The sequence below is a fragment of the Actinophytocola sp. KF-1 genome (genome assembly GCF_054661535.1).
Genome location: NZ_BAAFVK010000007.1, coordinates 187,861 through 207,819, shown reverse-complemented (window position 1 = coordinate 207,819; position 19,959 = coordinate 187,861). Strand labels below are relative to the sequence as shown.

The 19,959-nt window shown below is 64.9% G+C and carries 21 protein-coding genes and 1 pseudogene; 17 read left to right on the top strand and 5 right to left on the bottom strand.

The genetic code is table 11. The features are described from left to right. Positions 1–54: 54 nt before the first annotated feature. Both ACYQ77_RS22540 and ACYQ77_RS22535 read right to left on the bottom strand, forming a co-directional pair. Positions 55–546: a pilin gene (locus ACYQ77_RS22540; RefSeq protein ID WP_459714376.1), complete on the bottom strand. Its 492-nt coding sequence runs from the start codon at positions 544–546 to the stop codon at positions 55–57. Further along, positions 537–1,397 carry a hypothetical protein gene (locus ACYQ77_RS22535; protein WP_459714374.1) on the bottom strand — a complete coding sequence of 287 codons (861 nt, stop codon included), beginning with the start codon at positions 1,395–1,397 and terminating at the stop codon, positions 537–539. Before ACYQ77_RS22535 ends, ACYQ77_RS22540 begins: the two co-directional genes overlap by 10 nt. A 917-nt stretch (positions 1,398–2,314) precedes the next feature. Between ACYQ77_RS22535 and ACYQ77_RS22530 the strand changes: the two genes are divergently transcribed. The 8 genes and pseudogenes from ACYQ77_RS22530 to ACYQ77_RS22495 all read left to right on the top strand — a co-directional run bounded on the left by ACYQ77_RS22530 (position 2,315) and on the right by ACYQ77_RS22495 (position 8,352). Continuing rightward, on the top strand, positions 2,315–2,911 hold the full coding sequence (locus ACYQ77_RS22530) for a hypothetical protein (RefSeq protein ID WP_459714372.1): 597 nt from the start codon (positions 2,315–2,317) through the stop codon (positions 2,909–2,911). After that, on the top strand, positions 2,908–3,780 hold the full coding sequence (locus ACYQ77_RS22525) for a DNA methyltransferase (RefSeq protein WP_459714370.1): 873 nt from the start codon (positions 2,908–2,910) through the stop codon (positions 3,778–3,780). The genes ACYQ77_RS22530 and ACYQ77_RS22525 overlap by 4 nt, the downstream gene beginning before the upstream one ends. Continuing rightward, positions 3,777–4,550, top strand: a complete 774-nt coding sequence (locus tag ACYQ77_RS22520; RefSeq protein WP_459714368.1) for a recombinase family protein — start codon at positions 3,777–3,779, stop codon at positions 4,548–4,550. Before ACYQ77_RS22525 ends, ACYQ77_RS22520 begins: the two co-directional genes overlap by 4 nt. Beyond that, positions 4,534–5,013, top strand: a pseudogene (locus ACYQ77_RS22515) (DNA cytosine methyltransferase); the annotation flags it as partial. The gene ACYQ77_RS22520 and the pseudogene ACYQ77_RS22515, both read left to right, overlap by 17 nt. Before the next feature lie 163 nt (positions 5,014–5,176). After that, complete coding sequence (locus ACYQ77_RS22510; RefSeq protein ID WP_459714916.1) at positions 5,177–5,527, top strand: hypothetical protein; 351 nt, start codon at positions 5,177–5,179, stop codon at positions 5,525–5,527. 538 nt (positions 5,528–6,065) lie between these two features. Then, positions 6,066–6,998, top strand: coding sequence for a hypothetical protein (locus ACYQ77_RS22505; RefSeq protein WP_459714366.1), 933 nt, complete (start codon positions 6,066–6,068; stop codon positions 6,996–6,998). A gap of 74 nt (positions 6,999–7,072) precedes the next feature. Then, on the top strand, positions 7,073–7,570 hold the full coding sequence (locus ACYQ77_RS22500; protein ID WP_459714363.1) for a VUT family protein: 498 nt from the start codon (positions 7,073–7,075) through the stop codon (positions 7,568–7,570). Further along, the gene (locus ACYQ77_RS22495; protein WP_459714362.1) at positions 7,567–8,352 is read left to right on the top strand and encodes a deazapurine DNA modification protein DpdA family protein; all 786 of its coding nucleotides are present in this window, start codon (positions 7,567–7,569) and stop codon (positions 8,350–8,352) included. Before ACYQ77_RS22500 ends, ACYQ77_RS22495 begins: the two co-directional genes overlap by 4 nt. Before the next feature lie 28 nt (positions 8,353–8,380). Here ACYQ77_RS22495 and ACYQ77_RS22490 read toward each other — a convergent pair whose 3' ends face one another. Next, positions 8,381–8,662, bottom strand: a complete 282-nt coding sequence (locus ACYQ77_RS22490) for a helix-turn-helix domain-containing protein (RefSeq protein WP_459714361.1) — start codon at positions 8,660–8,662, stop codon at positions 8,381–8,383. A 288-nt stretch (positions 8,663–8,950) separates the two neighbouring features. On the opposite strand from ACYQ77_RS22490, the gene ACYQ77_RS22485 reads away from it, so the two are divergent. The 3 genes from ACYQ77_RS22485 to ACYQ77_RS22475 all read left to right on the top strand — a co-directional run bounded on the left by ACYQ77_RS22485 (position 8,951) and on the right by ACYQ77_RS22475 (position 14,695). Next, complete coding sequence (locus ACYQ77_RS22485; RefSeq protein ID WP_459714359.1) at positions 8,951–9,229, top strand: hypothetical protein; 279 nt, start codon at positions 8,951–8,953, stop codon at positions 9,227–9,229. Next, positions 9,226–11,268 carry a recombinase family protein gene (locus tag ACYQ77_RS22480; protein ID WP_459714357.1) on the top strand — a complete coding sequence of 681 codons (2,043 nt, stop codon included), beginning with the start codon at positions 9,226–9,228 and terminating at the stop codon, positions 11,266–11,268. The genes ACYQ77_RS22485 and ACYQ77_RS22480 overlap by 4 nt, the downstream gene beginning before the upstream one ends. An 898-nt stretch (positions 11,269–12,166) precedes the next feature. Next, positions 12,167–14,695, top strand: coding sequence for a BsuBI/PstI family type II restriction endonuclease (locus ACYQ77_RS22475; RefSeq protein WP_459714355.1), 2,529 nt, complete (start codon positions 12,167–12,169; stop codon positions 14,693–14,695). Positions 14,696–15,316: 621 nt separating this feature from the next. Here ACYQ77_RS22475 and ACYQ77_RS22470 read toward each other — a convergent pair. Continuing rightward, complete coding sequence (locus ACYQ77_RS22470) at positions 15,317–15,748, bottom strand: NUDIX hydrolase (protein WP_459714352.1); 432 nt, start codon at positions 15,746–15,748, stop codon at positions 15,317–15,319. Positions 15,749–15,986: 238 nt separating this feature from the next. Here ACYQ77_RS22470 and ACYQ77_RS22465 point away from each other — a divergent pair, with 238 nt between their 5' ends. Further along, positions 15,987–16,826, top strand: coding sequence for a methyltransferase domain-containing protein (locus ACYQ77_RS22465; RefSeq protein WP_459714350.1), 840 nt, complete (start codon positions 15,987–15,989; stop codon positions 16,824–16,826). 64 nt (positions 16,827–16,890) lie between these two features. Here the strand turns inward: ACYQ77_RS22465 and ACYQ77_RS22460 are convergent, their stop codons facing one another. Next, the gene (locus ACYQ77_RS22460; RefSeq protein ID WP_459714349.1) at positions 16,891–17,565 is read right to left on the bottom strand and encodes a GntR family transcriptional regulator; all 675 of its coding nucleotides are present in this window, start codon (positions 17,563–17,565) and stop codon (positions 16,891–16,893) included. A 188-nt stretch (positions 17,566–17,753) separates the two neighbouring features. Here ACYQ77_RS22460 and ACYQ77_RS22455 point away from each other — a divergent pair, with 188 nt between their 5' ends. The 5 genes from ACYQ77_RS22455 (at position 17,754) to ACYQ77_RS22435 (ending at position 19,690) form a co-directional block, all read left to right on the top strand. Beyond that, complete coding sequence (locus ACYQ77_RS22455) at positions 17,754–18,212, top strand: hypothetical protein (protein WP_459714347.1); 459 nt, start codon at positions 17,754–17,756, stop codon at positions 18,210–18,212. After that, positions 18,209–18,601, top strand: coding sequence for a hypothetical protein (locus ACYQ77_RS22450; RefSeq protein ID WP_459714344.1), 393 nt, complete (start codon positions 18,209–18,211; stop codon positions 18,599–18,601). The genes ACYQ77_RS22455 and ACYQ77_RS22450 overlap by 4 nt, the downstream gene beginning before the upstream one ends. Continuing rightward, on the top strand, positions 18,598–18,888 hold the full coding sequence (locus ACYQ77_RS22445) for a hypothetical protein (RefSeq protein WP_459714342.1): 291 nt from the start codon (positions 18,598–18,600) through the stop codon (positions 18,886–18,888). The genes ACYQ77_RS22450 and ACYQ77_RS22445 overlap by 4 nt, the downstream gene beginning before the upstream one ends. Beyond that, positions 18,878–19,138 (top strand): AMED_5909 family protein, encoded by a 261-nt coding sequence (locus ACYQ77_RS22440; RefSeq protein ID WP_459714339.1) that lies wholly within the window; start codon positions 18,878–18,880, stop codon positions 19,136–19,138. Before ACYQ77_RS22445 ends, ACYQ77_RS22440 begins: the two co-directional genes overlap by 11 nt. A 207-nt stretch (positions 19,139–19,345) precedes the next feature. Continuing rightward, positions 19,346–19,690, top strand: coding sequence for a hypothetical protein (locus ACYQ77_RS22435; protein ID WP_459714337.1), 345 nt, complete (start codon positions 19,346–19,348; stop codon positions 19,688–19,690). Positions 19,691–19,959 lie beyond the last annotated feature (269 nt).

Sequence of the window (19,959 nt, the reverse complement as noted above, 5' to 3'; positions counted from 1 at the left end):
CGTGCCCGGCTGAAGGCATGGGCGAACCTCCGGGAGGGTGCTGGCGGCCATCGGTCAGGCCCCCACGATCCCTTTGAGAATCTCCACGATCACGGGCGCCAGCGCCGCCAGGCCGTAGCCCCACCCTGCGGACTTGAACGCGGTTTTGGCCTTCTCGACCTCGCCGGGTTCGCCGCCGCCCATCACGTACCGGACGCCACCGACGGTCAGGAACACCGTCGCGAGCCCCGCGAGGATGCCCATGATCCAGTTGCGGACGTTGGTCAGAACGTCGGACAGCGACTCCGCGAGGGCGACAACCATCGGGTCGGCGTACGCGGCCGACGCCGAGGCCAGCAGTCCCAGGACCGCCAGTTCGACGACCAGCGCCGCGCGGAACCAAGGCCTGTTCCTCCGGCCATTGGTCGGAGCACTTGTCCGCTCGGTGGCCTCACGGCAGCCCGGCTTGCATACCCGGAAAGCACCGGCGGGCGACCGCAGTTGGCCGTCGAGACCGCCGCCTCGCGGCCCGCTCGCGGTGGTGGAGATTCGATCGATCACGCGCATCGCGGCACCTCCGAAGATCGGGCTGAGCGCGGGTTGTCCCCGCAGCCCTGAACTCCGGAATTCGCGTCCGTCTTGGACACCCGGCGCCGAACTTTCGGCGCCGGTTCGACCTCGGTCGTGGATACGGACGGTGACCGAGGTGGTGTGTCGGCGCTCGTGGCTGAGTGCGCCAAAGCCATCGACGTGACGACCCGATCGGTCAACGGATCGGACTCGGCGGCGCCATCGCGCAGGTACTCCACGAGCCGGCGCTCGGCCCGTTTGCGCGTCTTGTAGACCGCCCACTCACCGGTCTGGTGCTGCACGGCCCAGTCCGCGACCGACACGTCCTCCAGCCGGGTCGCACCGATCAGCGCGGCCTCGGTCGGGGTCAGGACCCGGTCCGCGACAGCGCGGGCGAGAACGAGATCCGGATGGCCCCACGGCGTGTGCGGCGGGGTCGATCGGAACCCTGGCGCGACCGGAGTCGGACTCGCCAACGCCTCCGCGAGCGCGTCGTATCCCGACCGGTACGCAGCCCACCGGAGCCGCAGCATGATCCGCGGTCGGCGCAGATCGATCGTCGGCAGCGCGGCCAGGAAACCGCGCAGAACCTCGGCGTGCACATCGGCCGGATCACCTGCGAACCGAGCTGACAGCGTGGCCGCGACGGACGTCAGTGCGGGCAGTGCGACCCCGACCGCGGCGACCGTCCACGTCGCTCCTTCGGTACGTGCGCGCAGCACCAGATGCGCCCACACCGCGTCCCTCGTCGCCTGCGGACACCGGCGCGCGAGCAGCCGGTCACGGACCTCGTCGAGGGGGATCTGCCGGTTGGGAAGGCCCTCGAAGTGACGGCCGTTCAGCGACACCGGATGCGGCCCGGTGACCAGCCAGGTGAACGTGTCCCGCGCGATATCCAAGGCGTTCATGTCGTGCTCCGTGGTGTCGATGCGAACAACATCGACTCCATGAAGCAGTGACCGATACCACGGAAATACCAGACCATTGCTAAGCGGCGACTAGCAAACGCTGGGCGGTTACTAGAAATCGACTAGTTCGTCCCGCGTGCGCGTCTAACAAGATCAACTAAATGGACCCGGGGCGGCGCACCCGTCGGTCGAGTTAGTGCCGCTGACCTGGAGATATAGTTGGTCTTTGGTTCGTGGCTAGTAGGGGGGGCTGTGTGCCGTGCAGCCATCAAGATCGTTCCTGGGGTCTCGTGGTGCCCGGCAAATAACGTCTTCAGGGATCACTCGGATGTGATCAGGGTTGGGTTGATATCGGGCAAGCGCAAAATCGCGAAAGTTGCTGCCGTGTTGTCCAAAGCGGGGCCTGAATACGGAGTTAAGGGGCGTCAGAACGCGCAGCACCCATCCGCCGGAGGAGACCCGCGATGGCCCCGAAACACGGAAACGACACCCCCCGAGGCGGCCCCCAGGAGCATCGCGCCGCCGCTCCTTCGACCGGCCCCATCCCGCTCGCACCGAGGCGGCGAACGCCGCGCCGACGCCCACTGCGCCTGGCCTTGCGTCACCATCGGCCCGCCCGCCCGAGCACCGTCTGGCCCTGTGCTCAAGACGACCACCGCGAAGGCACCGGTCTGCTCGTCACCTGGCTGTTGACCGCCGTCGTCAAGATCGTCACCACCTACACCCAACCCGGTCAGCGAGTGCTCCTGCTCGACCCCGCGCCCTACCTCGAACCGCCCACCTCGAGGTCGACAACCTCACGCCGAAGTCCAGCCCGTCCCGGCCCATATGCCGGACTGCGCGAAGCCGGTTGGACCGTGGTCCGACTCGGACGCGGCGTCCAAACACACACCGCCGTCGCGCCCGCAGACCCCATCGGCGAACGTTCCGGCGACAGGCCTGCTGAGTCCGAGTCCGGACTCCGACCGAACACCACCAGCCCGACCGCCGACTGGCCCGACGCGCCGACCGCGCACCGCCGTCCTGGACCGGACTCGACCGCGACCGGCTTCGATCCGGACCGCTACGACCTCGTCATCACTGCCGCTGAACCGCCCGTCCTCGACTGGTTCCATCCGACCGACTGGGGCGACCTGCTCACCTCGAACGGCACCCTCGCTGTCATCACTCGCAGTGACCATTCTCATGGGCGTCTCACGGACCCGGCCAGCTCCCTGGTGCATGCCGCACACCACGCCGGACTGCGCTACCTCGATCGCATCGCACTACTGCGCGTGCCGGTACGCGACGGCGCGCTCGCGGTCGCCACGACGGTGAGGAGCCCTCGCCCGAAGCCTCTCGTGGGTCCGATCGCGACACCGGTCCGGCACACACAGGTGCACGACGACCTCTTGGTGTTCGCCCGCCGACCGACCCCCGCAGTGGCCGCCGACGGCGAGGGAGACCTCGGATGACTGATGGGCCCACATCGCTGCTGTCGGTCTGGCCGACCGGCCAGCGCGACCCCCTCGAGCAACTACGCGACGCCGGCTACGTGCCCGGCACAGACATCGACCTCGACCGGATCCCTCCCGCCGTCGCCGCCCACGCGATCACCACCTACACCCGTCCCGGCGACCTCGTGCTCGATCTGGACTGCGGCGCCGGAACCGTGCTCACCGAGGCACTGCGCGCAGGTCGACACACGCTCGGACTGACCGCACACAACCGATGGTGGACACTCGCACGCGCCAACGTCACAGCCGCCAAGACAGCAGGCGGCCACGGCGACGGATCGGTCCTCGACGCCCGGTCGAAGGCACTCGCGACCAACCGTGCCGCAGCTTTGGTCGGGCGAGTCGGACTCGTCCTGACCGCCCTGCGCCCCGGCCCGGACCGCGATCCGGTCGAAGCCGCCATCGCCGAACTCGCCACGACGTTTCACTACTGCGAACCGCTGCTGCGCCCAGGCGGGCACCTCGTCGTCGTCGCACGACCCCGCCGACACCCGGACGGCTCCCTGGTCGACGTGACCACCCCACTGATCGCGGCCGGAATCTCGGCCGGACTGGCACCGGTCGACCGGTGCATCGCGCTGACCGCCGGACTGCGCGGCAGCCGGCTGGTCAGCCATGCATCACTCGCCGAACGTCGCGCCGCAGCACGCGCCGCCGGCAGGCCGACCACACTCACCGCACACCACGAGGTGCTCGTCTTCCAACTCGCCCACGACGCCGAACTCGCCGCGGAAGCGGTCGCCGACCTCCCATCGCCCACCGGCGCGAACGTCATGCGGCTAACCGCCGCACGCGTCGAGCACCAAGGCGGGAGGCGAGCGGCATGACCACCCGCCTGTACTGCCGCGACTGCGGCTGGCACCCCGAGTTCCGACGCAAGCGCACCGCACTCCGCGCTGCCGCGCGACACCATTGCACCACCACGCCCACGGTGTCGACCAACCCAAGGCGGTGGTCCTGGTCCGCCGTCTGGACGCGCCTATTCGGCACGCCGCAGACCGCGACGAACAACGCCATGGCGGAAGGCGTCGCGAGCGACAACCCTGCCGAGTTCGTCGACAGCTACGGCAACCGCATCCAGTGGGCCGTGCTTGCCGCGCACCACGCCGAGACCACCCGCCGCGCCCGCCAGGCCATGGCCGAAATCGTTCGCGCCGGCTACCAGATCGGCCCACCGCCCTACGGATACCGAGCCCTGCGCATCCGCGTCACCGACCCGACCGGGCACAGCAAGCTCCGCACCGTCCTCGTCCCGGACTGGCCCACCGCGACGGTCGTCAAGCAGATCTTCACCTGGCGCGCCGACCACGACCTGAGCTTCACGGCGATCGCCGCACGGCTCAATGCTGACCCGCGCCAGTACCCGACTTCCCTGCCTAACGGAAGGTGGACAGCCAAGGCTATCCGGCGCGTCGTCACCAACCCGAAGTACGTCGGCCGCCAATTCTGGGCGCGCACCGTCTCCGGCCGTCCGGCGCCAGTCGAGCAATGGATCACGTCCCAGCCACGAGCGCACGAGCCGCTCATCGACGAGCGCACCTTCCAACGCGCCCAACCTCGGCCCGCAGCGGGAGGTGCCCATGCCCTCCCTGTGTGACTGCCACCCGCATCTCGACCTGGAGCACGGACCGGTCATCGGCTCTTTGTGTACGGGCTATGGCGGTCTCGACCTCGGCGTGCTCGGTGCCCTCGGCGGCGGCCGGATTGCGTGGGTGGCTGACCCCGATCCGCACATCAGACAGATTCTCGAGGCGCGGATGCCTGACATCCCCAACCACGGCGACCTTCGCGCCATCGACTGGACCGCCGTCGAGCCTGTAGATGTTGTCGTCGCCGGATTTCCTTGTCAGGACATCTCCGCCGCCGGGCGGCGCGCGGGTATCGAGAAAGGCACCCGCAGTGGCTTGTGGACCGACATCGTGGCGGGCGTTCGCGTACTACGACCGGCGCTCGTCGTCGTGGAGAACGTCGCCGCGCTTCGCTGGAAAGGCGGAGGTCTCCACCGTGTACTCGGCGACCTGGCCGAAGCAGGGTATGACGCGCTCTGGCGTAGCGTCCGCGCCGCGGACATCGGCGCAGCACACCGCCGTGAACGCGTGTTCCTGCTCGCCTGGAACCGCGCCGCCACTCGACCGGATGCTGCCGACACCACAGGCGCGCGACGGCGACAACCGCGGCCCGGCGGACCCAGTCAGGCGACGCGCTCAGGGGCACCAGGTCAACTTGCACGACGTCGTGCATGCCTACGTCACATCACCGTCCTGGTTTCTTGCCGCAGTGACTGTCGCGGATGCGCCGAACAACAGCCGTCATGCTCAGATCGACGGATCGCCCCTGCCCGACGAAGCACCGCTAATGCCGACGCCCACGGCTGCCGACTCGCGTTCCGCCGCGATCCAGACGGTGCTCAGATCGGGGCGTCCAACCCCGGTCGGCTGTATGACTCTGACCGATTCTGTACGGCTCCTGCCCACGCCTCGCGCGACCGACAGCGGCACCGAGGGTCGCAAGGCAGGGAAGGGTTTCCGGCCGCCGTTGTCGCAACAGGTGCTGCCGCTGGCCGATCAGACCTAGCCGACCCCCTTGCCGCCCAGGGCGACCAGCGGGACGACGAGTCGTCCGCCGCACCGCAGCACGTAGGGGGACGTCAGAGCACCCACGAGGGCTCCGTCGCAACCAGTCGACAGCCGCTTGGCCGATCACTGGACGAACGAAGTAGAGGGCATCTCAGAGTCGTTTCCGACATCAACGGCGTGCCTGTCGACTTCGGCAACCGTCCGGGTTCGACGTCACCGGCACCCCGTGCGAATTGGGGTGTCTATGAGGCGGCGGTTCGTCGCTGGGAGCGGGTGGCCAGGCGGCCTGTTCCATACCCAACCCAGCCGGGGAAGCATGGACGGCCGGTGCTCGCTCCCCGGTTCGTCGAGCACCTCATGGGGCTCCCTGAAGGATGGGTCACCGACCTCTCGCTCCCGCGCACTGCTCAGTTGCGTGCGCTGGGGAATGGAGTAGTTCCCCAACAGGCCACCCATGCGGTGTCAGTCCTGTTGGCTGATCTTGCCGCCCTTCTGCACCTCGATCAGCTGTCCCACTGCGGGCAGGAGGTAGCCGCATGACTACCTCGGCCGCACCCGGTTCCAACACATCCCCGAACGCTGATCGACCCGCATTGCGGTTGCTGTCGATCGGTGCCGGAGTGCAGAGCACGGCCGTGCTGCTGCTGGCCTGCGAAGGAACCATCCCACGGTTCGACGTGGCCTTGTTCGCCGACACCGGTTGGGAGCCGCGCGCGGTCTACGCCAACCTCGACCGGCTGACCGTGCACGCCGAGAAGCACGGCATCCCTGTCCGGCGCGTCTCGGCCGGGAACATCCGTGCCGACGCGCTCGACCCGCGCCACCGCTTCATCTCCATGCCCCTGCATACCCGCAATCCGGACGGGAGCAAGGGACTCGCCCGCCGCCAGTGCACCAGCGAGTACAAGATCGTCCCGTTGAAGAAGGCCGCGCGGGAGCTGCTCGGGTATCCGCACCCGCGCAGGGTGCCGTCCGGGGTGTACGCCGAGCAGGCCATCGGTATCAGCACCGACGAGATCGGCCGCGTCCGCGACTCCGGCGTGCGGTTCCTGCGCAACGTCTTCCCGCTTCTCGACCTCGGTTTCGACCGAGCCCGCTGCGTCGACTACCTCCGGGACCGCGGCTTCGCGGAGACGGTGAAGTCCGCTTGTGTTGGTTGTCCGTTTCACCGCAACGCAGGGTGGCGCTGGATCAGAGACCACGACCCGGACGGGTGGGCGGAAGCCGTTGGATTCGACCGCGCTATTCGGCACGGCCACCCGCTCGTCTCTAGCCAAGGTCCGCGCCGTGAGTACTTTCTCCACCGCTCCTGTCAGCCCCTGGACCAGGTCGACCCCGACGTATCCCCGCGGCGGTTCGCGGCTGACTTGGTGCGGGAGGAGGACGGCGATCCGGATGGTTGCTCGCCCTGGTCGTGTCGTTCCGGGGTGCCAGTCACCGATGCTGTGGCGGGGGAGATCGCGGCATGAGCTCCCTGGCGACGGGTGTGGGAGGCGGGGCCAGGGCGGTGCCCGGGGCTCAGGGGGGTCGATACCGGACGCTGATGCCGGGATCGATGGCGCTGGCCGGATACCTGCTTTCCGTCGTTGCGGCCAACGTCGCCTCGGTCCACTGGTCGGTGTTCGCTGTTGCTGGGCTGCTGATACCGGCAGGCACCTTGTTCGCCGGAATGACGCTGACCGCCAGGGACGTGATCCACGACGCCATGGGTACGCGCTGGGTGGCGGTCGACATGGCGGTTGGGGCGGGGCTATCTGCTGTGCTCGCATCCCCAGGGGTGGCTGTCGCGAGCGTCGCGGCGTTCACAGTCTCCGAGCTCGTCGACACGCTGGTCTACACGTGGCTGCGTCACCGCCACCGTTTGATCGCCGTCGCGGTGTCGAACGTGGCTGGGCTCGTGACCGACAGCTTGCTGTTCGTCCCGCTTGCCTTCGGCAGCTTCGCCCCCGTGCCCGGGCAGGTCGCAGGCAAGGCAGCGGCCACGGGGCTGGCCTTGGTCGCGCTGCACTTTGGACACCGTCGAGCGGTGGCGCGGCGATGAGGTTTTACCTCGGCACGCACCAGCCCGCGTGGCTGGCGCGTGGTCTCGGCGTGCCGCTGCTGGTCTCGCACCGGCGCCTCGTCGGCCGCCGCACGCTCCCACGGGCAACCGGCCGGTGGGCGCTGGACTCGGGCGGGTTCACTGAACTGTCCCTGCACGGCGGATGGCGCAGCGACCCTGGCACCTATGTCGCAGCGGTTCGCCGGTATGCCGAGGAGATCGGCAACTTGGACTGGGCCGCACCGCAGGACTGGATGTGCGAACAGAGCGTCCTGAGACGGACAGGCTTGACGGTCCGCGAACACCAACGACGAACTGTCCGCAACCTTCTCGAGCTCCGTGAACTCGCGCCTGACCTACCCTTTCTGCCAGTTCTTCAGGGCTGGACCATCGCCGATTACGAGCGCTGCGCCGATCTTTATGAACAGGCAGGTATCGGTCTGGAAGCCGAACCGCTTGTGGGCGTCGGGACGGTGTGTCGTCGGCAGCACAAGGCGGTCGTCGAACGGATCATGCGCGTCTTCGCATCGCGCAACCTGTCGTTGCACGGCTTCGGTGTCAAGCTCGTGGGTCTGAGCCACTACGCGGAGACGTTGTCCAGTTCGGACTCGATGTCATGGAGCAGGCGCGGTCGATACGTACCTGGTTGCACGCCAAGCCATCGCACCGAATCGAACTGTCTGCGCTTCGCGCTCGGCTGGTATCGCCGGATCCAAGAGATGCTCGGGCTTGAGGCCGCAGCGGCAGAGAGCGGCCCGGTGAGGTTGGCGAGGGCTGCGTGAAGCCGTGTACCCAACAGCGGCGGCGCGGTCAGCGATCGCCCTGCTCGTCGTCGCTGTCCGGGTTGTCGGCGAGCGATGTTTCCTGGGGTGTGTCGATGCCGAACAGTTCGTTCGGGGTGCATTTCAGTGCGGTGCACAGGGCTTGCAAGGTCTCGACCTTGACCTGGACCGGTTGTTTGTTGACCAAGACCGAAATCGACTGCTTTGACAGTTCGAGGCCGCCGCGGCGAGCGAGCAGTTCGCGCAGGTCTTTGGCCGTCCACACCTCACGGGATGCCATCACCTGTCGCAGCCGCCACCGGATCAGCACTTCGCACCTTCCTGCGCTTCGTCTCGCGTCGCCCTCGCGCCGAGCAAGTCGCGGGTCAGTCTTCCCGATGGCCCGTGTCGGAAGGCGTCATCGTCCGGCGTGTTCCGGACGTGTATCGCGTAGGTCAGGCTTCGCTTGACTCAGTCAAGTTGCACCTGACTACGTCAAGGGTTACTTTGTGAGAGCTTGGGAGGGGGAGACCATGACCTCAACGGCTGGGAACCGCTCACTCTTCGGCTCGCTGACGGTGGGCGGCAGGAAGTGTCGGAGGGCCGGAGGTGGCTCACCGTGAACTCCTCCGAACGTCCCCACGAGCCAGCCGACGCGGCGGCCATCGAACCTGACGTCGCGAAGGTCATTCCGTTTCCACCTGGTGGCCGCGACGGGCGCAACCACAGCCAGGCGGACTGGCCATTCACCACCAACGTCCGCTGGGTGGATGGCGCCGAAGGCGAGTGGCTCTGCAAGGAACTCGCCAGCGTGGTCCGGGAGCTCCTCCTCTGGGCGTGCGACGACATGAACATCAGCGATGACGAGCGTCACGGAGAGACGAGGCGGGCTGCATGACCGTCAATGACTCGAACCCGCCCTCGCCGGCGATGGCGTCCCGGTTCGCCCGGTCGGGGTTGAGCGACCTGGCGGTCTCGCCGTTCGGTCTCCCGCTGGCGCTGCACGCGAAGGAGGTGCGGGTCGCCTGGGTGGGGCGGACGTCGACCGAGGAGCACCAGGATCCGCGGCAGTCGCTGTTGCGGCAGCTGGAGCGGTCGAAGGTCGCGCTGCCCGAGTCGTGGGTGATCGTGTGCCACTTCTACGACGTCGAGTCCGGCCGCATGGAACTCGAGATGCGTGGCCAGGGCACCGGCTACGAGCGGTTCGACATCCCGATCGCCCGTGACGGCGGCATCGCCGACTTGCTGGCCGAGGCGAAGCGCCCGGATCGCCGTTTCGACGTGGTGATCTGCGAGTCGATGTCGCGTACCGCGCGCAAGATGTACGAGAGCCTGTCGGTCGAGCGCGAGCTGGAGCGCGCCGAGGTGCCGGTGTTCGCCTCGAACGAGCCGATCATGCTCTCCGGTGGCCGGGCGCAGCAGATCCTGCAGCGGCGGATCAACCAGTCGGTGGCCGAGTACGAAGTCCTCAACATGCTGGAGCTGTCCTGGGGTGGCACCTGCACCCACGTGCGCGAGGGCTACAACATCGGCAAGCCGTGCTACGGGTACAAGGCGAAGAAGATCCGCCACCCCAACCCCGCCAAGGCCGAGAAGGGACTGACCAAGACCCGGCTCGAGCCCGACGGGCTGAGGGGCGAGACGGTCACCTTGATGGCCAAGTGGCGCTACCACCTCAAACTCGGCTGCGACACCATCGCCGAACGACTCAACGAGGATCTGGAGAAGTACCCACCCCCCGAACCGCCCGGCAAGACGCGGGCAAGGGGCGCGTGGTCGAAATCCAGCGTCGCCGAGATCCTGAAGAACCCGAAGTACACCGGCTACCAGGTGTACAACCGCCGCGCACGCCGCAGTCGCGGCGGCCGCAACCGGCGCAACCCGCCCGAGATGTGGGTGTGGTCCGTCGAGGCCGCCCACGAGCCGTTGATCCCGAAATGGCTGTTCGACGCCATACAGACGACGGGCGAGGCGAAGCAGGGATCTCGCGACGGCGCCGGGTTGAAGAAGGACCCGCGGGCCAAGCGCACCTACCGGTTCCGGGGGCGCGTCCGGTGTGATTGCGGCCGCCGCATGATCGGTAACCCTCGGCACAACACGACCTACTACCGGTGCCACCCCGAGAACAACAACCGCGGCCGCCCGGACAAGTACGCGGGACATCCGGCGACGATCTACATGCGCGAGGACCTCATCATGACCGAGGTCAGCAGGTTCTTCGCCGAGCGTGTCTTCGGACCCGGTCGGCGTGAGCTGTTCCTGGCCGATCTGGACGAAGTCGACGACAGCGCCCGCCGGAAGCGGGAGGAGCAGCGTCAACGCTTGCAGCGCAAGCTGGCGGACACGGCACGCAAGCAAGACAACGTCCTGCGGCAAGCCGAGGACGCCGATCCTTCAGACCCCTTCGTGCAAGGGCTCCGCCAGCGCTACAACGACCTGGCGACCGAACGACAAGCCCTGCTCACCTCGATCGCGGAACTGGACAGCCAGGACGCCGCCGAGCCCGAGCGGCCGAGCGCCGAGCAACTCGATCTCCTCGACGCGCTTCCGCACCTCACCCTCAACCTGCACCGAGCGCCCGCCGAGCTACTCGACCGCTTGTTCGAACTGACGCAACTCGTGGTCCACGTGCACTACGCCACCAACGAAGCAACCCTGAAAGTCACCCTGCCGGCCGACGACGTGATCAACGTCGCCGAGATCGGCCAGACCATGGAGGAAAAGATGCCCACACAGGCGACCACGTGCGGTGAATCCGCAGGTCAAAGCCTGTGTGCAACCTGTACGTGCCCCCGGTGCGATTCGAACGCACACTGGACGGGTTTTGAACGGATCCGGCATCTAAGTTCTGGCCTGCGGATACACGCCGGATCGGCCGTCCTTGGGGAGAAACCGGGGAGCGGGCAGGTTCAGACACCTGTCATGCAAGGTCAGTAAGTCCTGCGCCCCAGCGTGCCGTCCGAGCAGCCGTGAGGGCTCGCCGACCGCGCCGGGCCTGGGCACACACTCCACCTGCACAGGTGAGAGCCGAGATCGCTGGACGCTCTGGAGCGGGCGCAGGTCCGCGGTTCGCCTCGTCCTGTCCAGTCCCGCCGCTGTGGCCTTCCGGCCTGGTCGCGTCATCCTGCTGCGGTGGCTCCACGATGCCGGTCGGTGCCCATGCCGGGTTGAGGGTGTGGTGGGGCCAGAGGACGAGCTGGTTGGGGCTGACGGCGTGTCGCATGGCCTGTGCTCCTGTGAGGTCGGGTGCTGTGCGGGTCTGTTCCTTCGCACTGGCCGTTGGTTAGCGCCGGGTCGTCGGTGTCAAGGGTGGGCGTAGCCCATCGCGGAGCGACGCGACGAAGGAGCGCCCTTGATGGCGGCGGGCCGGTGTTAAAGGATCACCGGGCGGTTCGAGGGGACGGCCGTGGTGAGTCGCTGGTGCCATGGCTCGGGGGTGCTGGGTGGCGTCGCTTGTCGGGGGGCGGGCGGCGGCCGTGAGCGGAGCGGCAGGCCGTCCGCCCGTGCGGCGCGCTTGCGCGCCGCCTTGATCCCCTAGAGCCAAGTTCCGCAGAGGTGTCACGACGACATGTCATGAAGGGTCGTCCACGCGCGCCCGTGAACTCCGTTTTCATGATCAGATCCGCCGGGCCCTTGCTGTCGCAGGCCTGCGGATCAGCTGCGGGATGTGCGTCAATTAGCACGATGTTCCGGTAGCCCGTTCGCGCCATTACAACCCTCAGTGAACGCCTGCGTACAAGCCGTCACAGTCTCAGTCTGCTTCGGTTGCGAACCGCAAGCAGCCACTGTCGGTGTCGCTACCCGAGTAGCGCTGCGCCACAGCTAGGCTGTTCCGGTGTTGACCGGTGATGATGGTGCAGGACCGTTGGACGAACTGCTGGCTGAGGTAGAGACCCGCAGGACACGAGTGGGTGGGCTGGTATCTGCCGCTAACAAGCGCCAGCTCGGCCAGGTCTTCACCCCTCGTGAAGTGGCAGTACGCATCGCGGCGCAACCAGACTTGGAGCGCCAGACCGGAACGCTCACAATACTCGATCCGGGGGCTGGTGTCGGCGTGCTAGCGGCGGCCATGGTTGCGCGTGTGCTCCGCGAGCGACCAGACCTGCCGATCGCGATCACAGCCGTCGAGGTAGACGAAGCATTACTCGAACCGCTTCATGCGACTCTGGCGGCCTGTCGGCAAGCTGCTGCTTCGGTTGGAATAGAGCTAACTTACGAGGTTATTGCGGCCGACTTCGTTTCTTGGGCAACCTCCTGTGTTCTTGGAAGTCTGGACAACCCAGATGAGCATCGACAATTCGATATCGTTATACAGAACCCTCCATACGGCAAAGTGCAACGCGGCTCGGCGGTACGCCGTTATCTGTCGATGCTCGGCATAGATGTCCCAAACGTTTATGCCGCATTCCTTGCTTTGGGCAGTCGGCTCTTGACTAAGGGTGGACAGCTTGTTGCGATCACACCCCGAAGCTTTTGTAATGGGACATATTTTCGGAGCTTTAGACGTGAACTTCTACGCGAAGTTGGCGTAGAGCGTGTCGCAGTTTTCAATGAACGTGGGACTCTATTCGGAGACTCCCTCGTCCTGCAGGAGACGCTTATATTCAGTGCAACTCGTGGTGCAACTCCTGACAAGGTGACCATATCCACGGCGCGTGGATATGTCGATGTGCCACATGAGCGTCCGATTCCTTATCAGGATCTCGTCCAACCAGATGATCCGGAACAGTTCATTCGCATACCCACCGATGTAGACGATGATGCAATTAACCAAATTGTATCTAGACTACCGGCCACGCTAAGTGATCTTGAGTTGCAAGTGTCAACTGGGCGAGTAGTTGACTTTCGGGCAACGGAGTACCTTCGCTCCGACCCTGATAATACTACTGTTCCTCTCATCTATCCGCACCACTTCCGAAGGGGCCGCATATCGTGGCCTTTGGAGGGGGCTCGCAAACCAAACGCCATAGTCCACGCCAGTGGATCCCAGAAACTGCTACTTCCTGTCGGTACTTATGTTCTAGTCAAACGCCTCAGCTCTAAGGAAGAGACCAGGCGGGTCGTGTCGTGCGTCTGTAGGCCAGAAGACGTAGCTGCCGCCGCTGCTGTTGGGTTCGAGAATCACCTCAATGTATTTCATTGGGGAAACGAGGGGATTGATCCTTGTCTCGCAGCAGGTCTGTCGGCGTGGCTTAGTTCTTCAACGCTTGATCTCTACTTCCGCCAGTTCAGTGGCCACACGCAGGTAAATGCAACTGATCTTCGCAACATGCGATATCCTGATCGTGCTACATTGATTAGCTTGGGGCGCGCAATCGACGTTGAAGAGTGGCCGGATCAGGACCAGATCGACGAACTAGTCCAGACATACGTGCTCGACGAGCATGCTGCTAATACACCGGGGGACGATTTGAAGAACACTCAGCCGTCGATAGTCACGGAGGCTCGGGAACTGCTGACCGAGCTCAACTTCGATGCCGAACGCAGCAACGAGCGGTCGGCACTAGTATTGCTTGCGTTGGCGCAGCTGCGACCGGGGCAGCCGTGGAAAGAGGCTACTAACCCATTGCTGCGAACTGTCGAGATAATGGACTTTCTTAGGCAGCACCATGGCCGAGACTACAAGCCAAACACTAGGGAGACGATCCGCCGCCAGACGCTTCATCAATTCGCCGACGCTCATTTGGTGGTTCAAAACCCTGATCAACCGGATCGACCTATCAATTCTCCTAAATGGTGCTATCAGCTCACTGACCGCGCATTAACAGTACTCAAGGCATACAGGACAGATGGCTTTGGCGAACTTTTGGAAAAGTATCTAACTGAACTTCCTGGACTACAACAACTATACGCCGCCGAAAGAGAAATGGTTCGGATACCTCTGAAGCTCCCAGACGGGCGGGAGGCGAATATCAGCCCTGGTGGCCAGAACCCACTGCTGAAGTCTATGATTAATGACTTCTGTCAACTCTTTACGCCCGGCGGCGAGGTTCTCTACGTTGGCGATGCAGGTGACAAGTGGAAGCATGTCGAAAAGAAGACGCTCGAAGAACTAGGAATTGTTGTAGACGACCACGGAAAGATGCCTGATCTTGTCGTTTATCTTCGCGACAAGAACTGGCTTGTATTGCTCGAAGCGGTAAAGAGTCACGGGCCGGTGGACGCCAAACGTCACGGTGAGCTACAGACGCTATTCGCGGGCAGCTCGGCGGGCCTCGTCTTTGTGACCTGCTTTCCCACGCGGACTGAGATGCGCAAGTTCTTGGACAAGATCGCATGGGAGACCGAGGTGTGGTGCGCTGACGCGCCCACGCATATGATCCATTTTGACGGTGAACGCTTCCTTGGTCCGTATACATCGTGACGAGCAAGGCTTATCCAACATGGCAGATCGTGAGCCTCAAGCCGCATGCAGGAAGTATTTTCTAGCTGTCATTAGTGACGCTCACTCGCTCGCATGGGTCCTTGACAACAAGCGTATGGCATTTCCAGAAAAGCGACGCCGGCAGCTTGAAGGCATACGCGAGGGAGACGGCCTATTTATATACACGGCACGCGGATGTTTCGGTAACCCTGACCGCGATCGAAGCCGTGTGATCGGGATGGCGACTATTGAGAATGCCCCTACTTTGAGCGATCCAATTACCCTTGGCTTCAGATCGTTCTCCTATACTTGCAGGTTGAGTATAGATCGGGTCGCGCCGCTGCGCACCGGCGTGGGATTTTCCGAACTTGTCGAGCAGTTAGAGTCCTTCCCGGATAAGATCCACTGGAGTGCTCGCCTGCGAACGCCGCCCGTGGAACTCACTGCGAGAGATTCGCAGGTGATACTTGACCTGCTGGGTCCTATTATGGAGCCGATCAGTGCACATTTGTCGAGCTATATAGCAGCTGGAGCTCAAGAGTTGGAGCGTAGAGCAGGTGGAGACGTAGGATAATGGGTATTCATTAATTCTCAACTACTTGATGTTATTTTGCGGTGAAATCAGGTGGTGTTGAGGTCGACGCCGTCGTGAGTTCGCGTTCGGACGTCGCTGCTGAATGCGTCTTGTACGCGGATAGCGAATGCCGGGACCATACGCTCGTCGACTTCGTCAGGCGTGAGCCAGCAGGCTTCGACGGTTTCCGCCGTAGGTGCCGGTTGTCCGTTGATTGGGGAGCATTGGAACACAAGGGCCACGACGGCGCTGCTCATGTTCTTGTAGACGCCTGTCAGCCGTTGGACCGTGACGGCGACGCCGGTTTCCTCCATGATCTCGCGGCGGACGCCTTCCTCGAACGACTCGTCGACTTCGAGTATGCCGCCGGGTATCTGCCAATGATCGTTGTCCCGGCGGCGGATGGCGAGGATACGTTCGTCGCTGTCAATCACCACGCCAGCAACGCTCACTGAGTGCATCGGCAGTGCTTCAGGCATGTGGGACATATCTCTCTCTGCTGACTTCGCGGTCCCGGAGGTAGTACGTCCGCGGGCGGACGTGTGCCTCCCATGGTCCGGGGGTCGAACGCCGTGGTCCAGGTTGGGGCGCTGGATCGTGAGGTTACGACATGCAGAAGTGTGGGCAGATGCACTCATTGACACTTAACGATATGACTATGTCTCACCCGATTGGTCGATGTGGTGCCCGCGCGGATCTGATGCAAGGATCGGAGGCGTGGCCGAACTTGCGTTGACTGCGGAACGTCGTACTGAGCTGCTTGCGCTGTTGGACGACGAGGAGCGACTTCGTGCTGAGTTTCCTAAGGTGAGTGATTACCTCGAAATGGCGCCGACCCTGCCAGGTACGGGGAACCTGCAGGTTGACGCTGCCTTCGATTTACGGTTCGTGCACTATGTGACCGGCGGTCGTGCTGTGAGCGCTAATCCGTATTGGGATATCGTTGCTCCGTTCGTGAGCGAACGTGAAGGTCGCAAGCTGGTTGATGGCGGAAATCCAGAGGGAAGCGGCCGACTCGCCTACGCTCAAATGGCGCTTCAGGAGATCTACGCGTACGCGATCCCGTCGCCGCAAACCATCGAATGGGTGTCAGGCTTCTGCGCCGGTCATCAGCTCGTTGAGCACGGGGCGGGGCGCGGCTACTGGGCTGAACAGTTGGCTAAGAGTGGAGTCAACGTCGCTGCCTACGACTTCGAGCCGCCGGACAAGGCGGAGAACGCGTCGTTCTCGCGAGCCGCGGGGCAGGCGGATGTCGTCTGGCATCACGTGGGTGACCTGGAGGAGTTCGAGGCCAACAAGGAGGGCTACGGCGACGCGGTGCTCTTCCTGTGCTGGCCGCCAGGTTGGGGCAACACGATGGCTTCGGAGGTCCTGCGGTCGTTCGAGGAGGCAGGAGGCTCTCGGCTGATCTTCATTGGGCAGCCCAAGGGTGGGATGACGGGCGACGATGCCTTCTTCGACGCTCTATCTGCCGGATGGGAGTTGGAGTCCGAAGACCCCGGCTTTGTCGCATGGTGGAACCTGCTGGACGTGGCGCAAGGCTGGGTTCGGCGCTGAAGAGGTCTGGGCTGAATCCGATGTGCTCAGATTCAGCCCAGACAGTTCGTGCGCCACCCGGTGGTCAAGACTCGCGGGTCAGCTTCATGCGGAACACGAACGCGTCGTAGCGGTCCATCGGGTACGACACGTGAGACGCCATGATGACTCGGCCCTCACCGCTGATGAAGTGCTGGCGGACTGACCTCACCAGGTCGCCCGGCGTCGTGTGCAGCCACTCGGCGTGGACCGGGGACGGCAATTGGTCGGACAGTGTCTCCTCCAGGTCGGTCGCTTCCGAGAGGTCGGGCGCGTCCAGCGGCTGGTAGGTGTCAGAGATCGAGATCGGCCGGCCGCTCTCGGCCACGCGCGTGACCACGAGCTTGATCTCGTCGCCTGGCGCGACGCCCAGGGTCTCCGCAAGCTCCTCGGTGGCGCTGACCCGCTCTTCCTCGCGGTCGACTTCGATCTTGCGTTCCGACTCGGTGCCGAACGTGACCTCCGGGTCTTGGAGCTGGCGTTCAGGCGACAGGCGGACCAGGTTCGGGCGGTCCGCCACGAAGATGCCCCGTCGCCGGACTGGGCGAACAAGCCCCTGGCTCCGCAGTAGCTCGATGACCTTGCGAACGACGATGTCCGAGACGCCCTCTTCCTTGGCGATCTCGGCGTAGCTCGGTAGCTGCGTTCGCGGCGGCAGCTCTCCGCTCCTGATCCGCCGCGCGTACTTGCCTGCGATCGAGACGTAGGCAGGCTGCGTCATTGGTTCTGACCCCTTCGGAAGTTGGCGTTGAGCTGGGCGTCCGTCGAAGCGTAGCAGGCTTCGTATACGCAGACCTTGTGCGTATACGAAGCTACGTATACGATGGTCTCACCTGGTTGTGAACAGCGCACGGCAGGGGCAGGTGATCGCACGTCGCCTGCGAGCGCGAGACGAAGGACTACGAACAGATGGCGATCAGCAGGGGTCACAGGTTCCCCATTGAGTTCTCAGAGGCGTTTCCGCGTGGCCTGGTGATGGTGGGCGAGGTGCAGCCGGACACGGAGTTCCAGTCGCGGGAGGACCGTGCGCGGAACCGCCCGGTACGTCAGCACACCGACGAGGTGACCGGGCTGCGGCAGTGGAAGGTCATGGTCACCGATCCGGACGAGGAGAAGGCGAAGCGGGCGTCGTTCGAGGTGACGTTGCTCGCGGAGGTCCAGCCGGTGCCGACGACCTCGGAGGTCATTCCGGGGATGCGGCCGATCGAGCTGGAGGGGCTGACGGCGGAGCCGCGCGTGGCTGGCAACGGGGAGTTCAAGTACCTGTCCTACGTGTTCCGGGCCACCGGCTTCCGGGCAGTGGGGTCCGGCAGTGGTCGGTCGGCAGGCAAGTCGGCTGGATCGAACACGGCGGACAAGGCCGCGTGAAGCACGAGATGCGTGCCGGACGTGGCCAAGGGGAGATGACCGCCGAGTTGGCATCGGTGTCGGTGCTGGCGGCGGGTCAGCCCCCAGTCACGTCCGGCCGGGAGGCGGCGGAGATGAACGGCGCGGATCTGGTGCCTGTGGCGATGTTGCGTGTCTGGGAGGACGTGTACCGGGATTACCTGGCCGCGTCGTTGCAGATGGACGCGGGGGATGTCGGCAAGGAGCAAGTGCTGGCGCACTCCTCGGCCCGGCTGGCGGTGACGTGGCGTCGGATGGCAGACGTGGTGCCCGTGGGTGAGTGGTGGCTTCGGGCTGTGCTGTTGACGGCTGCGGAAGCGATGGAGTGGCAGGCCGGGGACCTGAGCGCGCACCTGCGGAGGCCGCGGTGACACACGGCCTGGGGCTGGACATCTATGTGGAGATGACCTCGCCGCGTATGCGGGTGACGGTGGCAGAGGGTCCGGACGACCGGTTGGAGGTGCAGATCGGGGCCGGGCACACGTCGGTGACCGGGGAGTCCTCGACGGTGCATCTGTGGTTCAAGCGTCCACAGGCGGTGCTCGAACTCGGTCGGGAGCTGCTTGCCAAGGGGCAGATGTTCCTTGATCAGCATCCGGATCGCGGAGTGGAGCCGGAGAGTTCGGGGCTGGCGGGTGGTGTGGCCGATGCAAGTTGATCGATTGCCACGGACGTTGGCTGAGGCGCACGAGGTGTTGTGGGAGCGGCGGCCGGGGTGGGATGCGGACCCGTTGGTGTGGGCCGCGTTCCATCGCGGCAGTGCGGAGGTCTACGCGCGGGCGGCGAAGGTCGACAGTGTGCACCGGCAGGAAGCGACGCAGTGCGCGGTGATGGAGATCCGGCGTGCTCGGGAGATTGAGCATCGTCTTGATCCCAGTGTGGACGATGAAGCCTGTGTGGGGTGGTGAGTGATGTCGGCGGTGACGTCTGGTTCGGGCGTGGATCGTCTGAACGTGACGGACAAGGCGACGGCTGCTGCGATCGCGCGGGCGTTGGGGGAGGAGCTTCGTCGGGCGCGTGAGGCGCAGGGGTGTTCGCGGGCGCGGTTCGTGAGGCGGTTGCCGTCGGAGATCGGTGATCGGACGTTGCTGGCCTACGAGCATGGGTCGCGGCACATGACCGTGCTGCGGCTGGTGGAGCTGGCCGAGGGGTTGCGGGTGCCTGCGTCGGTGCTGGTGGGGCAGGCGTTGCAGCGTGCTCGCCTGTCCTTGCAGAACCTGGTGCTGCGGGTGGACCTGCGGAAGTTGCTGGAGGACAGGAACGTCCACTACCGGCCGCTGTCGCAGTGGGCGCGGAACCGTTTCGCCGACAGCGTGAACGGCGTGGTCGAGGTGACGCCGACGGGGTTGCGGGAGCTGGCCGCGTACCTGGGTCGCACACCCGAGGAGCTGTCGACCTATCTGTCCAGGTTCACCCCGGATGAGGTCGGCGAGGAGGAGGGGGAACTCGTCCTCGTGTAACCGGGGGAACCATCTGCTGGCTTGTACGCCAGCGTCATAAATCGGATCGCACCGTGCACGCATGTTGTGCGGCGGTGAAGCACGTCCTTGTTGTGCTGTAAATAGAACTGTTAGGCGCAGAAGCGGAACCCTAGGTCTGGCAACCGTTTCCCGCTTCTGCGCTGCTACCTCGGAAGGTAACAATGGGCACGATAACGCGTGCCTCGGACTGTCCGCTAGGCGGGGTGCCGGGCACATTTCCCAGTGATACCGAGACAACCGAAAAGCGC

What these genes read in the sequence shown, in the direction of transcription:
- ACYQ77_RS22540 (WP_459714376.1), bottom strand. Translation starts at nt 546, where the DNA reads ATGCGCGTGATCGATCGAATCTCCACCACCGCGAGCGGGCCGCGAGGC.
- ACYQ77_RS22525 (WP_459714370.1), top strand. Translation starts at nt 2,908, where the DNA reads ATGACTGATGGGCCCACATCGCTGCTGTCGGTCTGGCCGACCGGCCAG.
- ACYQ77_RS22520 (WP_459714368.1), top strand. Translation starts at nt 3,777, where the DNA reads ATGACCACCCGCCTGTACTGCCGCGACTGCGGCTGGCACCCCGAGTTC.
- ACYQ77_RS22505 (WP_459714366.1), top strand. Translation starts at nt 6,066, where the DNA reads ATGACTACCTCGGCCGCACCCGGTTCCAACACATCCCCGAACGCTGAT.
- ACYQ77_RS22500 (WP_459714363.1), top strand. Translation starts at nt 7,073, where the DNA reads ATGCCGGGATCGATGGCGCTGGCCGGATACCTGCTTTCCGTCGTTGCG.
- ACYQ77_RS22495 (WP_459714362.1), top strand. Translation starts at nt 7,567, where the DNA reads ATGAGGTTTTACCTCGGCACGCACCAGCCCGCGTGGCTGGCGCGTGGT.
- ACYQ77_RS22480 (WP_459714357.1), top strand. Translation starts at nt 9,226, where the DNA reads ATGACCGTCAATGACTCGAACCCGCCCTCGCCGGCGATGGCGTCCCGG.
- ACYQ77_RS22470 (WP_459714352.1), bottom strand. Translation starts at nt 15,748, where the DNA reads ATGCCTGAAGCACTGCCGATGCACTCAGTGAGCGTTGCTGGCGTGGTG.
- ACYQ77_RS22460 (WP_459714349.1), bottom strand. Translation starts at nt 17,565, where the DNA reads ATGACGCAGCCTGCCTACGTCTCGATCGCAGGCAAGTACGCGCGGCGG.
- ACYQ77_RS22455 (WP_459714347.1), top strand. Translation starts at nt 17,754, where the DNA reads ATGGCGATCAGCAGGGGTCACAGGTTCCCCATTGAGTTCTCAGAGGCG.
- ACYQ77_RS22440 (WP_459714339.1), top strand. Translation starts at nt 18,878, where the DNA reads ATGCAAGTTGATCGATTGCCACGGACGTTGGCTGAGGCGCACGAGGTG.
- ACYQ77_RS22435 (WP_459714337.1), top strand. Translation starts at nt 19,346, where the DNA reads ATGACCGTGCTGCGGCTGGTGGAGCTGGCCGAGGGGTTGCGGGTGCCT.